Below are 16887 nucleotides of genomic sequence, written 5' to 3' on the forward strand. Positions count from 1 at the left end.
CTTCGTCAGTTACTTCGTACCTTCCTCGCAATGACGATGTTTATATTTTATTTTTTTCTGTCCATCCTATTGCTTTATCAAGCATCTCGTTATTATTGTTCCTATAAAGCCACATCTCATTATCAAGAATGAACTTACCGGGCTTTATTATTATAGTACCGTCACTTAAGGTTAAAACTTGTATCTGTTTTCCTGCATATTTCTTCCCCAGGGATATTTGCCCGTTATTGCCTATATGTTTGATTGTTTCTATATTATTTCCTATTATCATAATATTTATATTTACAAAATTCCTATTTTTCAATATTATTAAGTATATTTATAAATAATAAATAGCCTTATTATTTATACTATATTAACAAGTTCATAGCCCATTATAAGCATTTCGACAATTACGCATATAATAATTAGATATTGTTTTTGTAATTCAAGATAATAAATTATTTATCTTTACTTTATATAACAGATAAACCGGTAATAAAATTGCAATAATTACAAGAATCATACCAGCAAATCCTAAAATTGTAATAAAAGCATTAGACTACTACTGCTACAATATAAGCTGGTAATATAGTAACGATAGAAGCGGTCATATTACGCATTACTACATTCGGTATCGAATTCATAAACATAGTTTTAAGGGCATCACATAGCCCTACTCCTACTCCGAGTATTGATGTAACGATAGCAAGAGTTGAAATTATCCAAACTAATAATTGTACGGACGGCCATTTTGCTATATTACTTAATGCCTCAAATCTCCGACTTCTACATTACTGGTAATCATTTGTTGATAAAATGTTGGATTATTATGATGTGCTACAATAAGAATACTACAAGTCCAAATTATATATACTATTGCAGGAATTAAGCTTCCAAATAAAAACGCCGTCTTTAGCATTTTTGTTACAATAATTAGTTAAGGTATGGAAGATTACTTGGAAACCAAATGAAGTAACAACTACCGGAGTGACTACACCCCATATAGATATTTCTTTATAATTTGGTGAGAATAACAGTAAATTATCCCACTGAATCATAGAAACAAGTCCAATAACTAAAATTGCAATTATTATAAGCAATCCGATTAAATAGTACCCGATTTATATAATCTACTAACTTTAGAGGTAATAATAATGTTAGAATACTAATAATAATACACCATGCTACTATATAAGTTATACTTGTATTTAAAGCTAATAACTTCTGTAATATTGAAGAGCCTCCGTATATAAATACTGCAAATAAAGCATATGAAAGGAGCTTAAGGCTTACCGTACCGATGATTTGAGCAGTATGTCCTAAAAAATATTTTCCCAATGCCCAAGTGTTAAGCCTTTACCCGCTTGAAGATTAAGCTCTAGGTTAATTAAAGAAGTATAATACATTATAAACCAAATTATAAACATCAATATTATACTAGGTATTATACCTAATTTTGCTAATACCATGGGTAGTGCTATCATACCGCTACCTATACAAGTACCTGAAATTAACAGGATTGAACCAATAAGTTTTTGCATAATTTAATGAAGTTTAGATTAAAACAAAGGACTTAATTTTTGCTAAAAAGAAAATCAGCTAAAAAAAGAAGATAAGAATTTTAAAGAATAAAAAGTTTTGATAAGTAAAATTAACATTCGTATAATTTTGTTAAAACATATGTAGCGGTATAGTAAAATTATTAATATTGCTTTTTAAGGGTATTTTTATATATTCTTATTAGATCTCTTCCCAAACCAGCTTATAGAGAGGAATTTAAAGGAGACACGGAACACAGCACCACAGCGTATATAGAAAAATACGTGAAGATACGAGTACCGGATCAACGTATAAATTACCCCTAGAAGCAACGCTTGGAAAGAGGTCTGTTGAAATTTACTATATTTAAAAATGCATAGATTAGCTAAAATAATTAGTAATGCAGGAGTTTGTTCTAGGCGTGATGCTGAAAAGCTGATAGTTGAAGGACAGGTAAAAGTAGACGGCATTACAATTTTATCACCGGCTACAAATGTTGATATTAGTAATCAAATTGAAGTATCAGGCACATTAATCAATAATATACACAAACCAAGGCTTTGGATTTATTACAAACCTGTTGGTTTAATTACCACTCATAAAGATCCTTTATCTCGTAAAACAGTGTTTGAGCAGCTAACCGGTTTACCTCGTGTTATTTCAATAGGTAGGCTGGATTTAAATAGCGAAGGTTTGTTATTACTAACTAATAGCGGTGATTTAGCTCGTCGGTTTGAGCTCCCCTCAAGTAGGTTAAAGCGAGTATATCATGTTAGGGCGTACGGGAAGTCTGATATTCTACTAAAAAGCAATTATAAAAATTTAGAAATTGACGGGATATTTTATAACCCTTATTCGATAAAATTACTTAAGCAAAATAAGAGTAATTCTTGGTTTGAAGTAGTTTTATTTGAAGGAAAAAATCGTGAAATTAGAAGAATATTCGAGTATTTTGGACTAAAAATTAACAAATTAATTAGGATTCAATATGGTAGTTTTACAATAGATAATCTAAAACCTAGAGATTACAAAGAAATAAATAATAAAATACTGGAAAAATAATTAGTAATATGTTATTATTAATACATTTTAACTAATCATATAGGATACATATGACAAATCTTAATATATATAAATGTGAAGAAAAAGACCTAAACGATTACCTTGATTATATAAAAGATAACCCTAGTGTCTCGCTAAATGATTTTATCAAACATAAATATTTCGTTGAAGATAATGATAAAATTATTATTACTAGTTTAGAAAATATGGAAATTAACGCAGATTTAGCCAATGCTAATTTCCAAGGTACAATACTAACAGATGCCGTATTTAATAATTGTGACTTAACAAATACCATATTATGTGATTCAGATTTAACAAATGTAAAATTTAATGATTGTACATTTATCGGTACCGACTTTAGAGGAGCAAATCTTCATTATACAGATTTTAATTATAAAGATTATGATTATGATAACTATAAAATCCCCAATCTCAAAGATAAAATACGAGATATAAAACTATCTTTTTCAGATCTTGAAAGATTAAATCAATATATAGATAAAGACTTAGAAAAAGAACATATCAAAGAAATAGTTATAGATGAAGCTACGAAGACAAAGAAATATATTTTGGCTGGAGAAGACGAAAAAACTTTATGGGAAATCAAATCAAAAGAGCTAAAGACTAAGCAAGAAGAGTTAGAAACTCTAAAGCAAAATTTAGATAATCCTGGGATTACTACCAATCTTTTAAATACTTTTTGGAATAGTCCAGAAACTATTGCTAGAAACCGACAAAACGAACTAGAAAAAATCAACAAGTTACAGCATGAAGTAAACAAATTAGAAACTGAAGTATATGCTTTAGATAATCTTAGAATGTTCTGCGGTAAGGGTTTAGATGGTATTTTTGAGCAGTTAAAAAACGAAGAAATACAAATAAAACTAGACCCATCATATATTATAGGTTCGACTGCCAAAGAGCGAGATATACCGAAAGAATATATAAAATTAACTTCTGCCGAATTTGATCTATATTTAGCTGAAACAGCAAAACAATCCAATACAAAATTATCTCTTACCGAATTTGTTAGAAAGCAAAAAAATCTTTCAGAAGATTTAAATATAGTTCCTGATCTTTCAGCGATTAATTTATCAGGTAAAACTCTTACTAATCTTAACCTGAAGAATACATTATTTGCTTCAGCCAATTTAGAGAATATCAAAATCTCAAATTGTAATTTAGATTTTACTAATTTTGAAGGAGCTAATTTACAAAATGCCGTTTTTCAAAATGTTACGGCTCGTAACGCAGGATTTCTTTTTGCTGATCTTAAAAAGAGCAAAATTGAAAATAGTGATATGTCGAGAGCTTACATGCCTAAAGTAGATTTATCTGAAGTAGAGGTAACAAATAGCAAATTTAATGCGGTTATGATGGTTAACGCCGATGCCGAAAAGTTAATTATTAAAGATTCAGAATGGAAAAATTCTAATCTTACCGGTATATCGCTTGCTTATGCAGATATGCAAAGAGTTCAAATGCAGGGGGTAGTTTTAAATAATGCACTTCTAGATCAAGCAAATATCGTTTCTACTGATCTTGAAAATGTTTTTATGAATAAAACACATGCATTAGAAGCAAAATTTAAAGAGCAATGTAACATGCAAGGCATAACTGCAAGAAATGCCTATTTTAGCGATGCTGAATTTGAAAATATACTATCTTTAAAAGAAGCTGATTTAAGAGAAGCTATAATGCAGCGTGTTAAACTTAAGAACGCTGATTTAACAAAAGCACAGCTTGATAAAGCAAATCTTGAATATGCCGATCTTACAAACGCTACGCTTACTAATGCAACTGCACAATTTGCTCAGTTAAGTAATGCTACTTTAGAAAAAGCAGAAGCCGAAGGATTAAATATTTCGGATGCTATTGCTAAAAATATTAATGCTAAGGAAACTAACTTTAAAAATGCAATTATGCAGCGTGCCGATCTTACTAAAGCCGATTTCACTAAAGCAATGTTGGAAAATGCCGATATGCAAGCAGTGGAAGCAGCCGAGGCTATATTTAAAGAAGCAAAGCTAAAACAAGCGAATCTAAAAGCAGCAAATCTAACTGGAATTAATAAAGAAGGAGCAGATTTTGATAAAGCAAAAATCAACGATGCTACAAAGATGCATGATACTAAAGGTGAGACTAAAGGGAATTTAGATCATCAAGATAAAGACGGTAAAAAAACATCTGTCAATGTTAATGAACATGCTAAATTACAAGATAAAATTCATGCAAGAGAGAAAAGCGGTTGGTTTCTGAAAACTGGAATAGGACAGCTTTGTACAAAACTGGCTAAAAGTACTACATCAGGAATTAGCCGCGTAACAAATTTTTTAGTAAGTAAAAAATTTTTAGTAGGACTTGCCGTAGTAGTGGGTCTTGCAGTAGCAGCTGCACCTTTCGTAGCAATGCCTGTGTTATTGGTCACCGGCACGGCCCTTACTACTAAAGCTGTCATTCTAGGAGCAGGTATTTTGGCCGGAGTGCTAGTCGCTGCCAAAACTTATAAACTCACTCAAAAACCTTTACGCAATCTTCAGAAGTTATTTGAAAACTTAACTAGTAGTATAGATAAATATATCTCACCGCCTCCTGAAAATATTGATGAATTAGTAACAGAAAAACAACAAGCAAGACAAAAAGCTGAGACAGACAAATCTAAAGAAAGGGAAGAAAATTTAAATAATGTAAATAATAATATTGATAAAGCTAAAGAACAAGATTTTTTAAAACAAGCACAAAATAATTTAAACCAAGCAACGCCAAAAGTAGAAATAAAAGAAAAGGAAGATAAAACTGTAGAAAAACAACAAACAAAATCTAATACATTCGCAGCAAAATTTAAGCCTAACACTAAAGGCAAAGGATTTGCCACAAAAATAAAAGACGAAAAAAATCACGCTCAACAAAAGCAGCGTATAACTAAATAAGTGTTAAAAATAATATCCGGTAAATATAGAAACCAAATTATACCTACCGCTAAAAATATCAAATATCGACCTTCCACCGGTAAGCTCAAAGAGGCAATATTTAGTATATTAACCTCCGGTGAGTTTACCGGTAATAAATTATTTAACGAAAATACTCACATTCTCGATTTATTTGCCGGTAGCGGTAGCCTGGCTTTTGAGAGCCTATCAAGAGGAGCAGGTTTTGCTACCTTAATTGATATTGATACATCCTCATTAAAAATAGCAGAAGGATTTGCTAAATCTCTAAACATTGAAAATAATGTTAATTTCGTTAATATTAATGCTTTAAATCTACCGAAATCTATTAGACATCTTTTTAAACCAGCTTATAGAGAGGAATCTAAAGGAGACACGGAACGCAGCACCGCAGCGTACACACTAGTACGTGAGGATGCGAGTACCGGATTGACGTCTAAATTACCTCTAGAAGCAAAGTTTGGGAAGATGTCTAATAAATCATTTGATCTTGTCTTTATAGACCCACCTTATCATAAAAATATAGTGCCTAAAGTAATGAAACTGCTGATAAAAAATAATTGGCTCAAAGACGGTGCTATTATAGTTATTGAGATGGCTAAAACAGATGATTATGTTTTAGATGAAAATATTGAAATTATACGTGAAAAACTATATGGTAAGAGTAAGCTGTTGGTTTTGAGCTTTACCGTCATTCCCGCGGAGGCGGGAATCCAGTAAAACATATAAAAACTTGTGTTTATATGTTTATTTTATTAATAGTATGTAGTTTTGTACCTGTATTAAGGTTATTTTTTCTGGATTCCCACTTTCGTGGGAATGATATAGAACCGCGTAACAAGACATTAAAAAACAAACATGACCAAAAAGCATTACATGTGTTCTAACTGTGGAAATATTAGTCCTAAATGGTCAGGGCAGTGCTTTGATTGCGGTGTATGGGGTAGTATTGTCGAAGAGATAGTAAGTGCAAATCAAGCAATTGTTAAAGTCGGTAGCAAGCAAGACTGCGATAAGCTTTCAGGGCATGTAACCGAGCAGTTACGCATTCCTACCCCTATAGGTGAATTAAATAGAGTACTAGGCGGCGGTTTAGTGCTTGGTTCTGCTATATTAATAGGAGGAGACCCTGGTATAGGCAAATCTACTTTGTTACTACAGCTAGCAGCAAGTAACTTTGCATCAAAGATGAATTGCTTATATATAACGGGCGAAGAATCGTTAGACCAAATAAAATTAAGGGCCATAAGGCTAAACCTCACTAACTATAATACCGATATTTTAGCAGCTACTAATTTGGAAGATATTATTGCGAGTATAGAAGCTAATAAAAATAATATTGATTTAATAGTGATTGATTCTATTCAAACAATTACCACAAAAGAATTATCATCGCCTCCAGGCACTGTTTCGCAAATTCGTACATGTGCAAATGAGCTTGTTAATTATGCTAAACAAAACAATATAATTATTTTATTAAGCTGTCACGTCACTAAAGACGGACAACTAGCAGGTCCTAAGATACTTGAACATTTAGTTGATACCGTACTATATTTTGAGGGAGATCATAATAATCATTTCCGTATTTTACGCTCATATAAAAATCGTTTTGGCGGTGTGGGTGAAATAGGAGTATTTGAGATGAGCGGCAGCGGGCTTATTGAAGTAACAAATCCGTCTGAACTATTTTTAATGAAGCGAGAACAGAACGTTATAGGTACGTCTATTTTTGCAGGAATCGAAGGTTCAAGACCGTTACTTATGGAAGTACAAGCCCTTATAGTACCCTCAAATATGGTAACTCCTAGACGCTCTGCGGTGGGCTGGGATACTAATAGGTTATCAATGATACTTGCCGTACTTAGTAGTAGGATAGGACTTAATCTTGCTAATTATGAGGTATATTTAAGCATTGCGGGGGGACTTAAAATTGCCGATCCTGCTTCTGATTTAGCAGTAGCAGCGAGCTTAATATCTGCTGCAACCGACAAACCTGTACCCGAACATAGCGTCTTTTTCGGCGAAATAAGCTTATCAGGTGAAATAAGAAAAACCGCAAAAGCAGAAACAAGAATAAAAGAAGCCGTAAAACTTGGATTTAATAAGATTATCTGCTCTAAATTTGAAAATTTAACGTATAACTTTATATCTTCCGTCTCACATTTAAAAGACCTAAAAGAGATAATTAAATGAATATAGTGTATGAAATAAGAAATTTGGAAGAAGCACGTAATTTTTTATCTAGTGTAGAAGAGCAGCTGATATTAACAAATCATGCCTCTAGCGTAAAATATTACGGTATGCTAGCAATTGATTACATGTTTAAAACTCTAAGTAAAGAATTTCCGGAAAAAGTTTTAGATCTTACCGTAAATGTAGGAGAGGATCACGCCGCTTTATTTACTGCAATCAAACTAGGGTATAAGAATATATCATATACAGGGAATTCTGAGGAAGCTAGGGGGTTGTTGTACGGATATCAAACCGGCATTGCGAGCGACTGAAAGGAGCACGGCAATCCAGAAAATAATTAAAAAAATGCTAAAAATTAGCATTTTTAACTGGATTGCTTCGTCAATTACTCCGTAATTTTCCCCGCAATGACGAAAATTTAATAATAAAAACCATGAACATTAAAGATATAGGAGTAATAATTGCTAAAAAACCTTTGAAAGAAAATACATTTATTATTACAGTTTTTACTAAAAATCATGGTTTATATTCGGGAGTTGTAAAAGAATTTTCTAGAAAAAGTAAATTTATATATCAAGAAGGGAATATTGTAGATTTTCTTTGGCAGGCAAGATTACATGAACATATTGGCATGGCTAAATGTGAACTCATTAAATCTTACACCGGTTATTTTATCACAAATAAAGCTAAATTATATGCCTTTAATTCCGTTATATCTTTAATCAAAGAGTTATTTCATGAAAGAGAAGAACATTCTAAATTTTTTTTATTTCTAATTAACTATTTAGATAATTTATCAAAGAATTTTTGTTTTCGTGATTATATTAATTTTGAGCTAGCTTTACTTGCCGAGACGGGTTATAAGCTTGATCTTACCAAGTGCGGCGTGAGCCATGTTACAACTGATTTAATCTATGTATCACCTAAATCAGCTAGAGCATTATCATATGAAGTAGGAAAACCTTATAAAGATAAATTATTGATGTTACCAAGATTTTTACTTTCAGATAATAGCGAGATTACATTAGAAGAAAAACGGCAAGCTTTAGCTCTAACAAACTATTTTTTTAATAGATATTTATTTCATAATAATAGACAGGTTGAAGCACGCCAAACTTTTATTGAATATACTTTAAATAATTTTTAGAGACTATATTTTTACTTTTATTTTTCTTATTTTATAATATACTTACTTAAGTAATTACTTAAATAAGTATGTAATATGACTAGACTGAGCATAGATATACCAAACGAATTACATCATTTTCTTAAAGTTCACACTGCACATAAAAATGATACTATTATGAATTTTGTAAGAGAAGCGATATATCATAAAATAGAACAGGAAAAAGAATTAAATACAGAATCAATAAAAATATTAGAAGAATCAACAAAAGGTTTAAATATTAATAAATATTCTGCATATAAAGAAATGTATAAAAAGCTTAACTTAATATGCTTCTGCAAACCTCTACTATTTTATTCCATGTCATTCCCGCTTTCGCGGGAATGACATAAGGGCTTTTCAAAAATTTCCCGGTATATACATACCGGTACACATAGTGACTTATTCAAATAATAATCTATGAAAATACTAGCATTTGACACAGCCAATAATACTGCATCGGTCGCAATATCCGAAAATGAGAATATCCTTGCATGTATAGAAGAATTACATCCTTCTATGCAAGCAGAAAATCTAATACCGATGATAGAAGACGTGATGAAATCAGCTAAATGTTCATATGATGATTTAGATTATTTAGCGGTAACTAACGGACCCGGTAGCTTTACCGGCATTAGAATAGGACTTGCTAGTGCTAAAGGTATATTATTTTCCAAGGAGAATATTAAAGCAGTAGCGGTTAGCAATTTTGAATATGCTTATTTTAGAACCATAACTCAAGTTAAAGATTATGATAAAATATATGTCTTTTTAAACGCTTATCGCTCACAGCTTTATATGCAAGTTTTTCATAAATCAGGAAAAATAGAAGAGCCGTTATTGATAGATTTCGAGTATGCTATAAAACTGCTTACAAATGAGAAAGGGAATATAGTTTGTTGCGGTAGCGGACTTGAATTTATATATCACCAAATTATGCATTTGCCGAATATAATAACCTTGCCACGTTTTGCACGAGTTAAAGCTTGGGTTACCTGTAGATATATTGCTAGTAGATTGTCGAGCAATGTAAAATTAAATAGCTCTATCGAGCCACTATACATACGCCCTCCTGATGCCAAAATCGCAATCAATTATGCCATTCCTAGTTAAAAGTAGGAATCCATTTACTAGATTTCTGTAATCAACGAAATGACATAAGAGCTTTATTATAAGTATACTACATCATCTTTATAATTAAAGACTCCAAAATAATTATAAGATAATTTCTCACCTGATAACTGCATAGTAAAATCACTATTAGAGTGTTCTACTTGATTGTCTGATACTTCTATTGCATCTTCATAATCAGAGAATCCGGAATCACTATCAGATACTGCACCTGATTCTTGCTTTACACACTTCTTGTCGTATATTAAGGCTATTATTTGCCCAACTAATGATTTCGATAAATCATGATGATTACCCGAGTCAATAATATCAATGATTCTTACTAGACTTTCATCTGAGGCGTGAAAAATTATTGTGTCTAGCTTATCATTTGAAATATTACTCATGATTCTTACTAAATTTTTATTTGGAATAATATCAAAATTTTCTGCAAGTTTTTCTTCTCCTGCTAAAATAATTATATTTTCAAGCTGTTCATCAGAAATATCCTCATCTAATAATTTTTTTAGTTCCTGCTCGGTAAGCTCTTCTAAAGAAAGGGTAGTATCTATATATGTATTTAATTTATCTAATGGAACAAATTTCATTAATTTCTCAAAATGTTCCGGCAAAATATAATTAACTAATTTTTGTGCTTGTTCATCGGAAATATTATTAATTAATTCTACCAATTTTTTATATGTCATCTTTTCAAAAACTGCATCTAACTCATTTTCAGACGTGTTTAAAATTTCTTCTACTAACTCATTATCAGAAAGAGTTTCAAGTTGATCTAAGAGATTAAATGTTTCTTCAGCGTTATTATTTAAATAAGAAAAAACTTTATTACTTACAAAATTAAAAGTTTCAGCAACTTTAGAAGAAAGAATACTAGATGTACTTTTTATAATATTAAAACTCTTTACTCCAAAATCATAAACTGTTTTTAATGATGAACTAAATGTACTGAAAAAACCTTTACTTTGCTTAATTGAATTATCTAACGCTGCTAAAAAATCAGTATTTTCTTCTTGATTAGTAGTTTGCTTTAATGTTTCTTCAGCGTTATTATTTAAATAAGAAAAAACTTTATTACTCACAAAATTAAAAGTTTCAGCAACTTTAGAAGAAAGAATACTAGATGTATTTTTTATAATATTAAAACTCTTTACTCCAAAATCATAAACTGTTTTTAATGATGAACTAAATGTACTGAAAAAACCTTTACTTTGCTTAATTGAATTATCTAATTCATCATTAACAAGATAGGAGGCTGGCTTTGGAGAGGTATTATGTGGGATTAAATTTTGTAACTTATTAAAAATTGATGTTATGGTCATAATTTTTCCTCATTTCTTATTATAATAATCAGCATTGCATTATAATAAAAATTATGAGGAGGTCAAGATAAAGGCTAATAATTATTAACTTTTTTCGTCATTGCGAGGAAATTACGAAGTAATTGACGAAGCAATCTCAGGAGTTTGTTATTATTGCATGAGATTGCCATACAGTCTGCGACTACTCGCAATGACGATTTAGTAGTATTCATGCAACAACGCCGCAGTACTTGTATGATAATGTAGCCAATTTTTGAAGTTCAACGAGTATATTATAATTGTCTTTGTTCTTGAATTAGCTCAAAAACTTCAACTGTGTCTCCTTCTCTAATATCTTCGTAATTTTCAAATGCTATACCACACTCATATCCTTCTCTAACTTCTTTAACTTCATCTTTAAAGCGTTTTAAAGTTTTGAGTTTTCCTTCATGAATGACTACATTATCACGTAATAAGCGTACACCCGCTCCTTTCTTAATAATCCCTTTAGTTACATAGCTACCGGCGATTTTACCGACTTTGGTAATATTAAATATTTGTCTAATTTCTGCGCTTCCGATATACTGCTCTCTAACGATCGGATCAAGCATACCGCTCATAATGGCTTTTATATCATCAATTAAATGATATATTATACTATAATATCGAATATCGACTTTTTCTTTTTCTGCGGCAGTTAAGGCATTTGCCCCTGCTCTAACGTTAAAGCCGACAATAATAGCCGAAGAAGCATGTGCAAGAGATACATCGGATTCCGTTATCGGACCTACGCCGCTATGAAGTATACGAAGCTTTATCTCATCACTCGGTAATTTTAATAAGCTACCTGAAATAGCTTCAACCGACCCTTGAACATCACCTTTAATAATCAAAGGTAATTCCTTAATTTTACTATTACCGGAAGCTTTTAAAAACAAATCTTCTAAACTTGAACGCGGTGCAATAGATATTTTTTTTTCTTTAGCAAGACGCATTCTATATTCGGCTATATCTTTTGCTTGTTTCTCATTTTGTACTATATTAAATTTATCGCCGGCAAAAGGCACTTCATTTAAACCCTGAATTTCTACAGGAACAGACGGAGTTGCTTCTACTATTTCTAGTCCCTTATCATTAGTCATCTTTTTAACTTTACCGTAAGAAGTACCAGCTATTATAATATCACTGTTTCTTAAAGTACCTCGCTGAACTAATAGAGTGGTTAGCGTTCCTTTTCCTTGTTCAATTTTTGACTCGATTACAACACCGGCAGCTGAACCGAAAGGATTTGCCTTTAAATCCTGCATTTCTGCAATTAATAAAATTGCTTCTTCAAGTTTATCTAAGTTAATTTTCTTTAGTGCCGAGATAGGAATAACCATAACGTCACCACCTGCCTCTTCGCCGATAATTTCGTGGACATATAATTCGTTCTTTACACGCTCAATATCAATATCAGGCTTATCAATCTTATTAATAGCTACAATTATAGGAACACCCGCTGCTTTCGCATGATTAATTGCCTCAACCGTTTGCATTTTGATTCCATCATCTGCTGCGACCACTATAATAACTATATCCGTTACTTTAGCACCTCTTGACCGCATTTCCGAAAAAGCTTCATGCCCCGGAGTATCAATAAAAGTAATTGCTCTACCGTCTGCAAGAGTTACTCTATAAGCCCCAATATGTTGTGTAATTCCGCCTAGCTCACCTGCAGCAATATCTGTAGACTTAAGAGCGTCAAGCAATGAGGTTTTACCATGATCGACATGACCCATTACCGTCACAACCGGAGCACGCGTTCTTAAATCCTCAACCTTATCATCACTAATTAAAACATTTTCAACATCTGACTCTTGGACTCTTTTTACCGTATGCCCTAAATTTGTTGCAACTAGTTCTGCCGTATCGGCATCTATTGTTTGGCTAGCATTTGCAAGAATACCGAGTTTCATTAATTCTTTAATTACATCAGCCACTCTTTCAGACATAGCATTTGCAAGATCGCCGACTCCGATAACTTCCGGGATCGTCACTTCTCTATATACTTTCTCAGGTGCTTGTGATACTAATTTACGCTTTTCTTTTTCTCTAGCTCTTTTTATAGAAGCAAGACTTCTAGTTCTACCGCTGCCGCTTTCGTCGTCACTAAGCATATTGAAAAGATCGGCTTTTTTGAATTTTTTTGGCTCTTCTAGCTTAATTTTTGGTACGACTATTTTACTATCTGCTGTTTTATCTAATTCTTTCTCTGATTCTATACCGTAACGTGTTCGCATTCCTACTAAAGGAGACTTTAAAAAAGTTTCTTCTTTCTTTTTAGGTATTTGTGACGGTATATCTTCATCATCTTGAACGATTTTAGCACTAACTTCTACTTTATTTTCTTCGGTATTTTGCTGTTTTTGTTCAACTTCTTTATCAGTTTCTAGCGGTTCTATTTTTGAGTTAGCAGACTGGTTAATACTTGCAAGTTTACTTAAAGTGCTTATTTTTGAAGGGTCATTTAATTTAGATTGCTCAGCAGCTTTTTTAAGAATAGATAAACGTCTGTTAAATTCTTCCTTATTAACATCAATAACAGTTTGATCTAAGCTATTCCTTTCTTTATTTAATGAAAAGGTAGTAGCACTACCGGTAGAGCTTTTTCTAACTTCTACTAGCGTTTTAGATTTAGCATTAACAAAGCTTTGAGCTCCTGTAAGAGAGTCAAAAGACTTATTAAGCGATAATTTTGAATTGCCAAGTGTCAACTTTTTGGGTTTGATTTCCTGGTTATCCGTCATATTTAAAACCTTTGTGTTTCTGTTTTTTCCGTCTACTACTTGATTATGTCATTCCTAGCTAAAAGCAGTGTTGCTCGCATGGCTCGTTTATGTCATTCCCGCGAAAGCGGGAATCCACTAAAATTTATAAAAAAAACTTGTTTTTATAGGTTTATTTTATCAAGGACGCCCTAATTACTAAGCTATTTATTCTGGATGCCTGCTTTCGCAGGAATGAAATACACCCTACATTCAACCCACTAACTATCCTTCAATTCACCATGCTGTCTAGCAGTTTTAATCAACAATTTAATATTTTCGTCCGTTATATTAGAATTTGGAGCTAAATTTTTAAATTCATTTACGCTCATCTCTCCTAAATCTTCTATGGTCTTTATACCATATTCGGCAAATTTTAATATTAATTCAAGCGATAATTCTAATATATCTATTAATTCTTGCTCAACTCCTAGATCCTCTAGCTTTTTGATAATCTTTTCATTCTTAAGGTCGACGTAATTAATAGCTCGATTTTTAATCTCTACGGCAAGTTCTTCCTCAAAGCCTTCGATTCTTGTTAAAGTACTAATCTCACTACTAGCAATTTGTTCTACTGAATTAAATCCCGTTACCGATAAAAGCTGACCTATAACTTCTTCAACATCTAAAGCTTCCATAAATAATTCCGTAGAAGTTAAGAACTCTTCATTTCTTCTTTTTGATTCTTGCTCTTCGGTCATTATATCGATATTCCAACCTGTAAGCTGAGAAGCTAAACGAACATTCTGCCCTCTTCTACCTATTGCAATACTTTGATTTTCTTGCGAAACTACTACTTCTACCTTATGTTTATCCTCATCAATCAAAATTTTTGTGATTTCCCCAGGTGCAAGCGGTGCAAGAGCATTAACTATAAACTGTGCAAGATCATTACTCCATAATACTATATCAATTTTCTCCCCGTTTAATTCATTTGTTACAGCTTTTACTCTATTACCTCTAATACCTACGCATGAGCCTACGGGATCTATACTACTATCCGAAGCAAATACCGCTATTTTTGCTTTTGAACCGGGATCACGTGCTACTGATTTTATTTGAATAATAGCTTCAAGAATTTCAGGTACTTCTAGCTTAAATAGTTTAACTAGCATCTGGTTATCTACTCTAGACAAGAAAATCTGCGGTCCTTTTGTTTCTTGCCTTACATCCTGTACATATGCTTTTATACGATCATTAGGTTTAAAACTCTCACCCTTAATTAATTGATCTTTTTTTATTATTGCTTCAGCACGATTCAAGTCAACTATTATATCACCGTATTCTATTCTCTTAACTATCCCGTTTATAATTTCGCCTTTTCTATCTTTAAAGTCATGATATTGTTTTTCACGTTCAGCTTCTATAACACGTTGAGTTATAACTTGTTTTGCAGCTTGAGCCGATACTCTAGCATGATCAATCGGCGGTAAATATTCATATATCTCATCACCGATTTTAGCTTCCGGATTCTTTATTAAAGCTTCTTCAAGTGAGATTTGCGTTAAGTAATCTTCTACATCTTCTACTATTTTTAAGATCCTTAAAAGATTTATCTCACCGGTTTTCCTATTTATCTGAGCTTTAATATTATATTCATTACCGTATTTTTTTCGTCCTGCTGCTTGTACCGCTTGTTCAACCGTTGAAATCAAAATTTCTTTTGATATTCCTTTCTCACGGGCTACAGAATCTATAATTTGTAAAATTTCTACATTACCTATATTAGACATACATTATCTCTTATTGCTTTAGCAATTTTTTAAATACTTCTTCAGTTAAAACTAGATTAGCATTTTTAATTAAATTATAATCAATTAGTACTTCTTGTTCTTCACATTTTAAATATATTTTATTATTTTCGGCTTTAATTATTTTACCCTGATAACGAGTTTTGCCATTCAATAATTCTTTAAGTTTGATTTTAACTTCTCTTTCTAAAAATCTATTATAATTTTCAAACTTTACTAACGGACGTTCAAGACCGCTTGATGCTACCTCTAAAGAATATGCAGCTTCTATTAAATCTTCAACATCTAGAATAGCGGAGATAGTCCGACTTGCTTTAGTACAATCTTCCACAGATATTTTTTCGCCGTTTAAGCTATCAATCAATATCTCGACTACTTTAGGGTTAACACCTTTAAACTTAACAAGAACTAACTCAAACCCCATATCCGTCAAGGATTCTTCTATTACGTTTGTTATTTGTTGTTCAATAGTTTGCATACTTGATATTTATAACAAAAAAGGTGGGATAAACCCACCTCTCTATAATTTTTATAATGCTTATCCGTAACGAAAATACACTAATTAGAATATATAAGCAATATTTAACTTTATATTTTTGTAAAACAACATATTCATAAAGGGGTAAATACTCGATAATCCCTCTTGTCTGCTTAGAGATGGGTCATAGTCTTCTCCTGATGAACAAAATGCTTCTACATGAATCTGAGTATACATAACCCCCATTTTCGCTTCTAATATATGCTGCACATGATCGTTAAAAGAATGAGGACCACAAATTTCATCAGTTTCACCTTTTAAAAGGCCTAATAAAAATTCTTCAGCTATTCTACCGGTATGATAATATATATTATCGTTCTCATTAATATTATTATAACTATCTTGAGTATAAAATTTATTTCAGTATCGCATATTGCTGCAATATCAGTTAATTTTTTTACAGCTGCATCTAATTGAAATGTATCACTGTTTTTATTTCTAGTAGAATGAATAATGTGCATAACGGCGGG

14 protein-coding genes and 4 pseudogenes are annotated in these 16887 nt (G+C 31.9%); 9 read left to right on the forward strand and 9 right to left on the reverse strand.

Going from position 1 to position 16887, the window contains the following annotated elements; all coding sequences use genetic code 11:
• Positions 1-40: 40 nt before the first annotated feature.
• The 4 genes and pseudogenes from RGRA_RS0105235 to RGRA_RS14135 all read right to left on the reverse strand — a co-directional run bounded on the left by RGRA_RS0105235 (position 41) and on the right by RGRA_RS14135 (position 1523).
• Positions 41-271, reverse strand: coding sequence for a hypothetical protein (locus RGRA_RS0105235; RefSeq protein WP_017442296.1), 231 nt, complete (start codon positions 269-271; stop codon positions 41-43).
• A gap of 156 nt (positions 272-427) precedes the next feature.
• A pseudogene (locus RGRA_RS14640) lies at positions 428-1040 on the reverse strand (aromatic amino acid transport family protein).
• Entirely contained in the window at positions 1024-1320 is a 297-nt protein-coding gene (locus RGRA_RS13585; protein WP_017442297.1) for an aromatic amino acid transport family protein, read from the reverse strand. The pseudogene RGRA_RS14640 and the gene RGRA_RS13585 overlap by 17 nt, the downstream one beginning before the upstream one ends.
• On the reverse strand, positions 1302-1523 hold the full coding sequence (locus tag RGRA_RS14135; RefSeq protein ID WP_017442298.1) for an aromatic amino acid transport family protein: 222 nt from the start codon (positions 1521-1523) through the stop codon (positions 1302-1304). The genes RGRA_RS13585 and RGRA_RS14135 overlap by 19 nt, the downstream gene beginning before the upstream one ends.
• Before the next feature lie 201 nt (positions 1524-1724).
• Between RGRA_RS14135 and RGRA_RS10725 the strand changes: the two are divergent.
• The 9 genes and pseudogenes from RGRA_RS10725 to tsaB form a co-directional block, all read left to right on the forward strand.
• A pseudogene (locus RGRA_RS10725) lies at positions 1725-1888 on the forward strand (palindromic element RPE1 domain-containing protein); the annotation flags it as partial.
• A gap of 5 nt (positions 1889-1893) precedes the next feature.
• A complete protein-coding gene (locus RGRA_RS0105255; RefSeq protein ID WP_017442299.1) occupies positions 1894-2583 on the forward strand; it encodes a pseudouridine synthase in 690 nt (229 codons plus the stop codon).
• 50 nt (positions 2584-2633) lie between these two features.
• Positions 2634-5512: pseudogene (locus RGRA_RS09095) on the forward strand (pentapeptide repeat-containing protein).
• Positions 5513-5516: 4 nt separating this feature from the next.
• Entirely contained in the window at positions 5517-6254 is a 738-nt protein-coding gene (locus RGRA_RS0105265) for an RsmD family RNA methyltransferase (RefSeq protein WP_017442301.1), read from the forward strand.
• A gap of 138 nt (positions 6255-6392) precedes the next feature.
• Positions 6393-7727, forward strand: coding sequence for a DNA repair protein RadA (radA, locus tag RGRA_RS0105270; protein ID WP_017442302.1), 1335 nt, complete (start codon positions 6393-6395; stop codon positions 7725-7727).
• Entirely contained in the window at positions 7724-8038 is a 315-nt protein-coding gene (locus RGRA_RS0105275) for a hypothetical protein (protein ID WP_017442303.1), read from the forward strand. The genes radA and RGRA_RS0105275 overlap by 4 nt, the downstream gene beginning before the upstream one ends.
• A gap of 122 nt (positions 8039-8160) precedes the next feature.
• The gene (gene recO / locus RGRA_RS0105280) at positions 8161-8874 is read left to right on the forward strand and encodes a DNA repair protein RecO (RefSeq protein ID WP_017442304.1); all 714 of its coding nucleotides are present in this window, start codon (positions 8161-8163) and stop codon (positions 8872-8874) included.
• Between the two features lie 75 nt (positions 8875-8949).
• Positions 8950-9240 (forward strand): hypothetical protein, encoded by a 291-nt coding sequence (locus RGRA_RS0105285; protein ID WP_017442305.1) that lies wholly within the window; start codon positions 8950-8952, stop codon positions 9238-9240.
• A 72-nt stretch (positions 9241-9312) separates the two neighbouring features.
• A complete protein-coding gene (gene tsaB, locus RGRA_RS0105290; RefSeq protein ID WP_017442306.1) occupies positions 9313-10005 on the forward strand; it encodes a tRNA (adenosine(37)-N6)-threonylcarbamoyltransferase complex dimerization subunit type 1 TsaB in 693 nt (230 codons plus the stop codon).
• 56 nt (positions 10006-10061) lie between these two features.
• Here tsaB and RGRA_RS0105295 read toward each other — a convergent pair whose 3' ends face one another.
• From RGRA_RS0105295 to RGRA_RS14370, 5 genes and pseudogenes are all read right to left on the reverse strand, one after another.
• Positions 10062-11342, reverse strand: coding sequence for a hypothetical protein (locus RGRA_RS0105295; RefSeq protein WP_024547338.1), 1281 nt, complete (start codon positions 11340-11342; stop codon positions 10062-10064).
• 272 nt (positions 11343-11614) lie between these two features.
• Positions 11615-14110 carry a translation initiation factor IF-2 gene (gene infB, locus RGRA_RS0105300; RefSeq protein WP_017442308.1) on the reverse strand — a complete coding sequence of 832 codons (2496 nt, stop codon included), beginning with the start codon at positions 14108-14110 and terminating at the stop codon, positions 11615-11617.
• Between the two features lie 239 nt (positions 14111-14349).
• Positions 14350-15861, reverse strand: a complete 1512-nt coding sequence (nusA, locus tag RGRA_RS0105305) for a transcription termination factor NusA (RefSeq protein ID WP_017442309.1) — start codon at positions 15859-15861, stop codon at positions 14350-14352.
• Positions 15862-15871: 10 nt separating this feature from the next.
• Entirely contained in the window at positions 15872-16357 is a 486-nt protein-coding gene (gene rimP / locus RGRA_RS0105310) for a ribosome maturation factor RimP (RefSeq protein ID WP_017442310.1), read from the reverse strand.
• A gap of 215 nt (positions 16358-16572) precedes the next feature.
• A pseudogene (locus RGRA_RS14370) lies at positions 16573-16878 on the reverse strand (ferredoxin reductase domain-containing protein).
• Positions 16879-16887 lie beyond the last annotated feature (9 nt).

It is taken from the genome of Rickettsia gravesii BWI-1 (genome assembly GCF_000485845.1).
Taxonomy (GTDB): Bacteria; Pseudomonadota; Alphaproteobacteria; order Rickettsiales; family Rickettsiaceae; genus Rickettsia; species Rickettsia rickettsii.

Bases quoted from the DNA above. Each gene is read 5' to 3' on its own strand.
- infB (WP_017442308.1), bottom strand. From the start codon at position 14,110: ATGACGGATAACCAGGAAATCAAACCCAAAAAGTTGACACTTGGCAAT.
- RGRA_RS0105275 (WP_017442303.1), top strand. From the start codon at position 7,724: ATGAATATAGTGTATGAAATAAGAAATTTGGAAGAAGCACGTAATTTT.
- RGRA_RS0105255 (WP_017442299.1), top strand. From the start codon at position 1,894: ATGCATAGATTAGCTAAAATAATTAGTAATGCAGGAGTTTGTTCTAGG.
- tsaB (WP_017442306.1), top strand. From the start codon at position 9,313: ATGAAAATACTAGCATTTGACACAGCCAATAATACTGCATCGGTCGCA.
- RGRA_RS14135 (WP_017442298.1), bottom strand. From the start codon at position 1,523: ATGCAAAAACTTATTGGTTCAATCCTGTTAATTTCAGGTACTTGTATA.
- RGRA_RS0105235 (WP_017442296.1), bottom strand. From the start codon at position 271: ATGATAATAGGAAATAATATAGAAACAATCAAACATATAGGCAATAAC.
- RGRA_RS0105285 (WP_017442305.1), top strand. From the start codon at position 8,950: ATGACTAGACTGAGCATAGATATACCAAACGAATTACATCATTTTCTT.
- radA (WP_017442302.1), top strand. From the start codon at position 6,393: ATGACCAAAAAGCATTACATGTGTTCTAACTGTGGAAATATTAGTCCT.
- RGRA_RS0105295 (WP_024547338.1), bottom strand. From the start codon at position 11,342: ATGACCATAACATCAATTTTTAATAAGTTACAAAATTTAATCCCACAT.
- nusA (WP_017442309.1), bottom strand. From the start codon at position 15,861: ATGTCTAATATAGGTAATGTAGAAATTTTACAAATTATAGATTCTGTA.
- rimP (WP_017442310.1), bottom strand. From the start codon at position 16,357: ATGCAAACTATTGAACAACAAATAACAAACGTAATAGAAGAATCCTTG.
- recO (WP_017442304.1), top strand. From the start codon at position 8,161: ATGAACATTAAAGATATAGGAGTAATAATTGCTAAAAAACCTTTGAAA.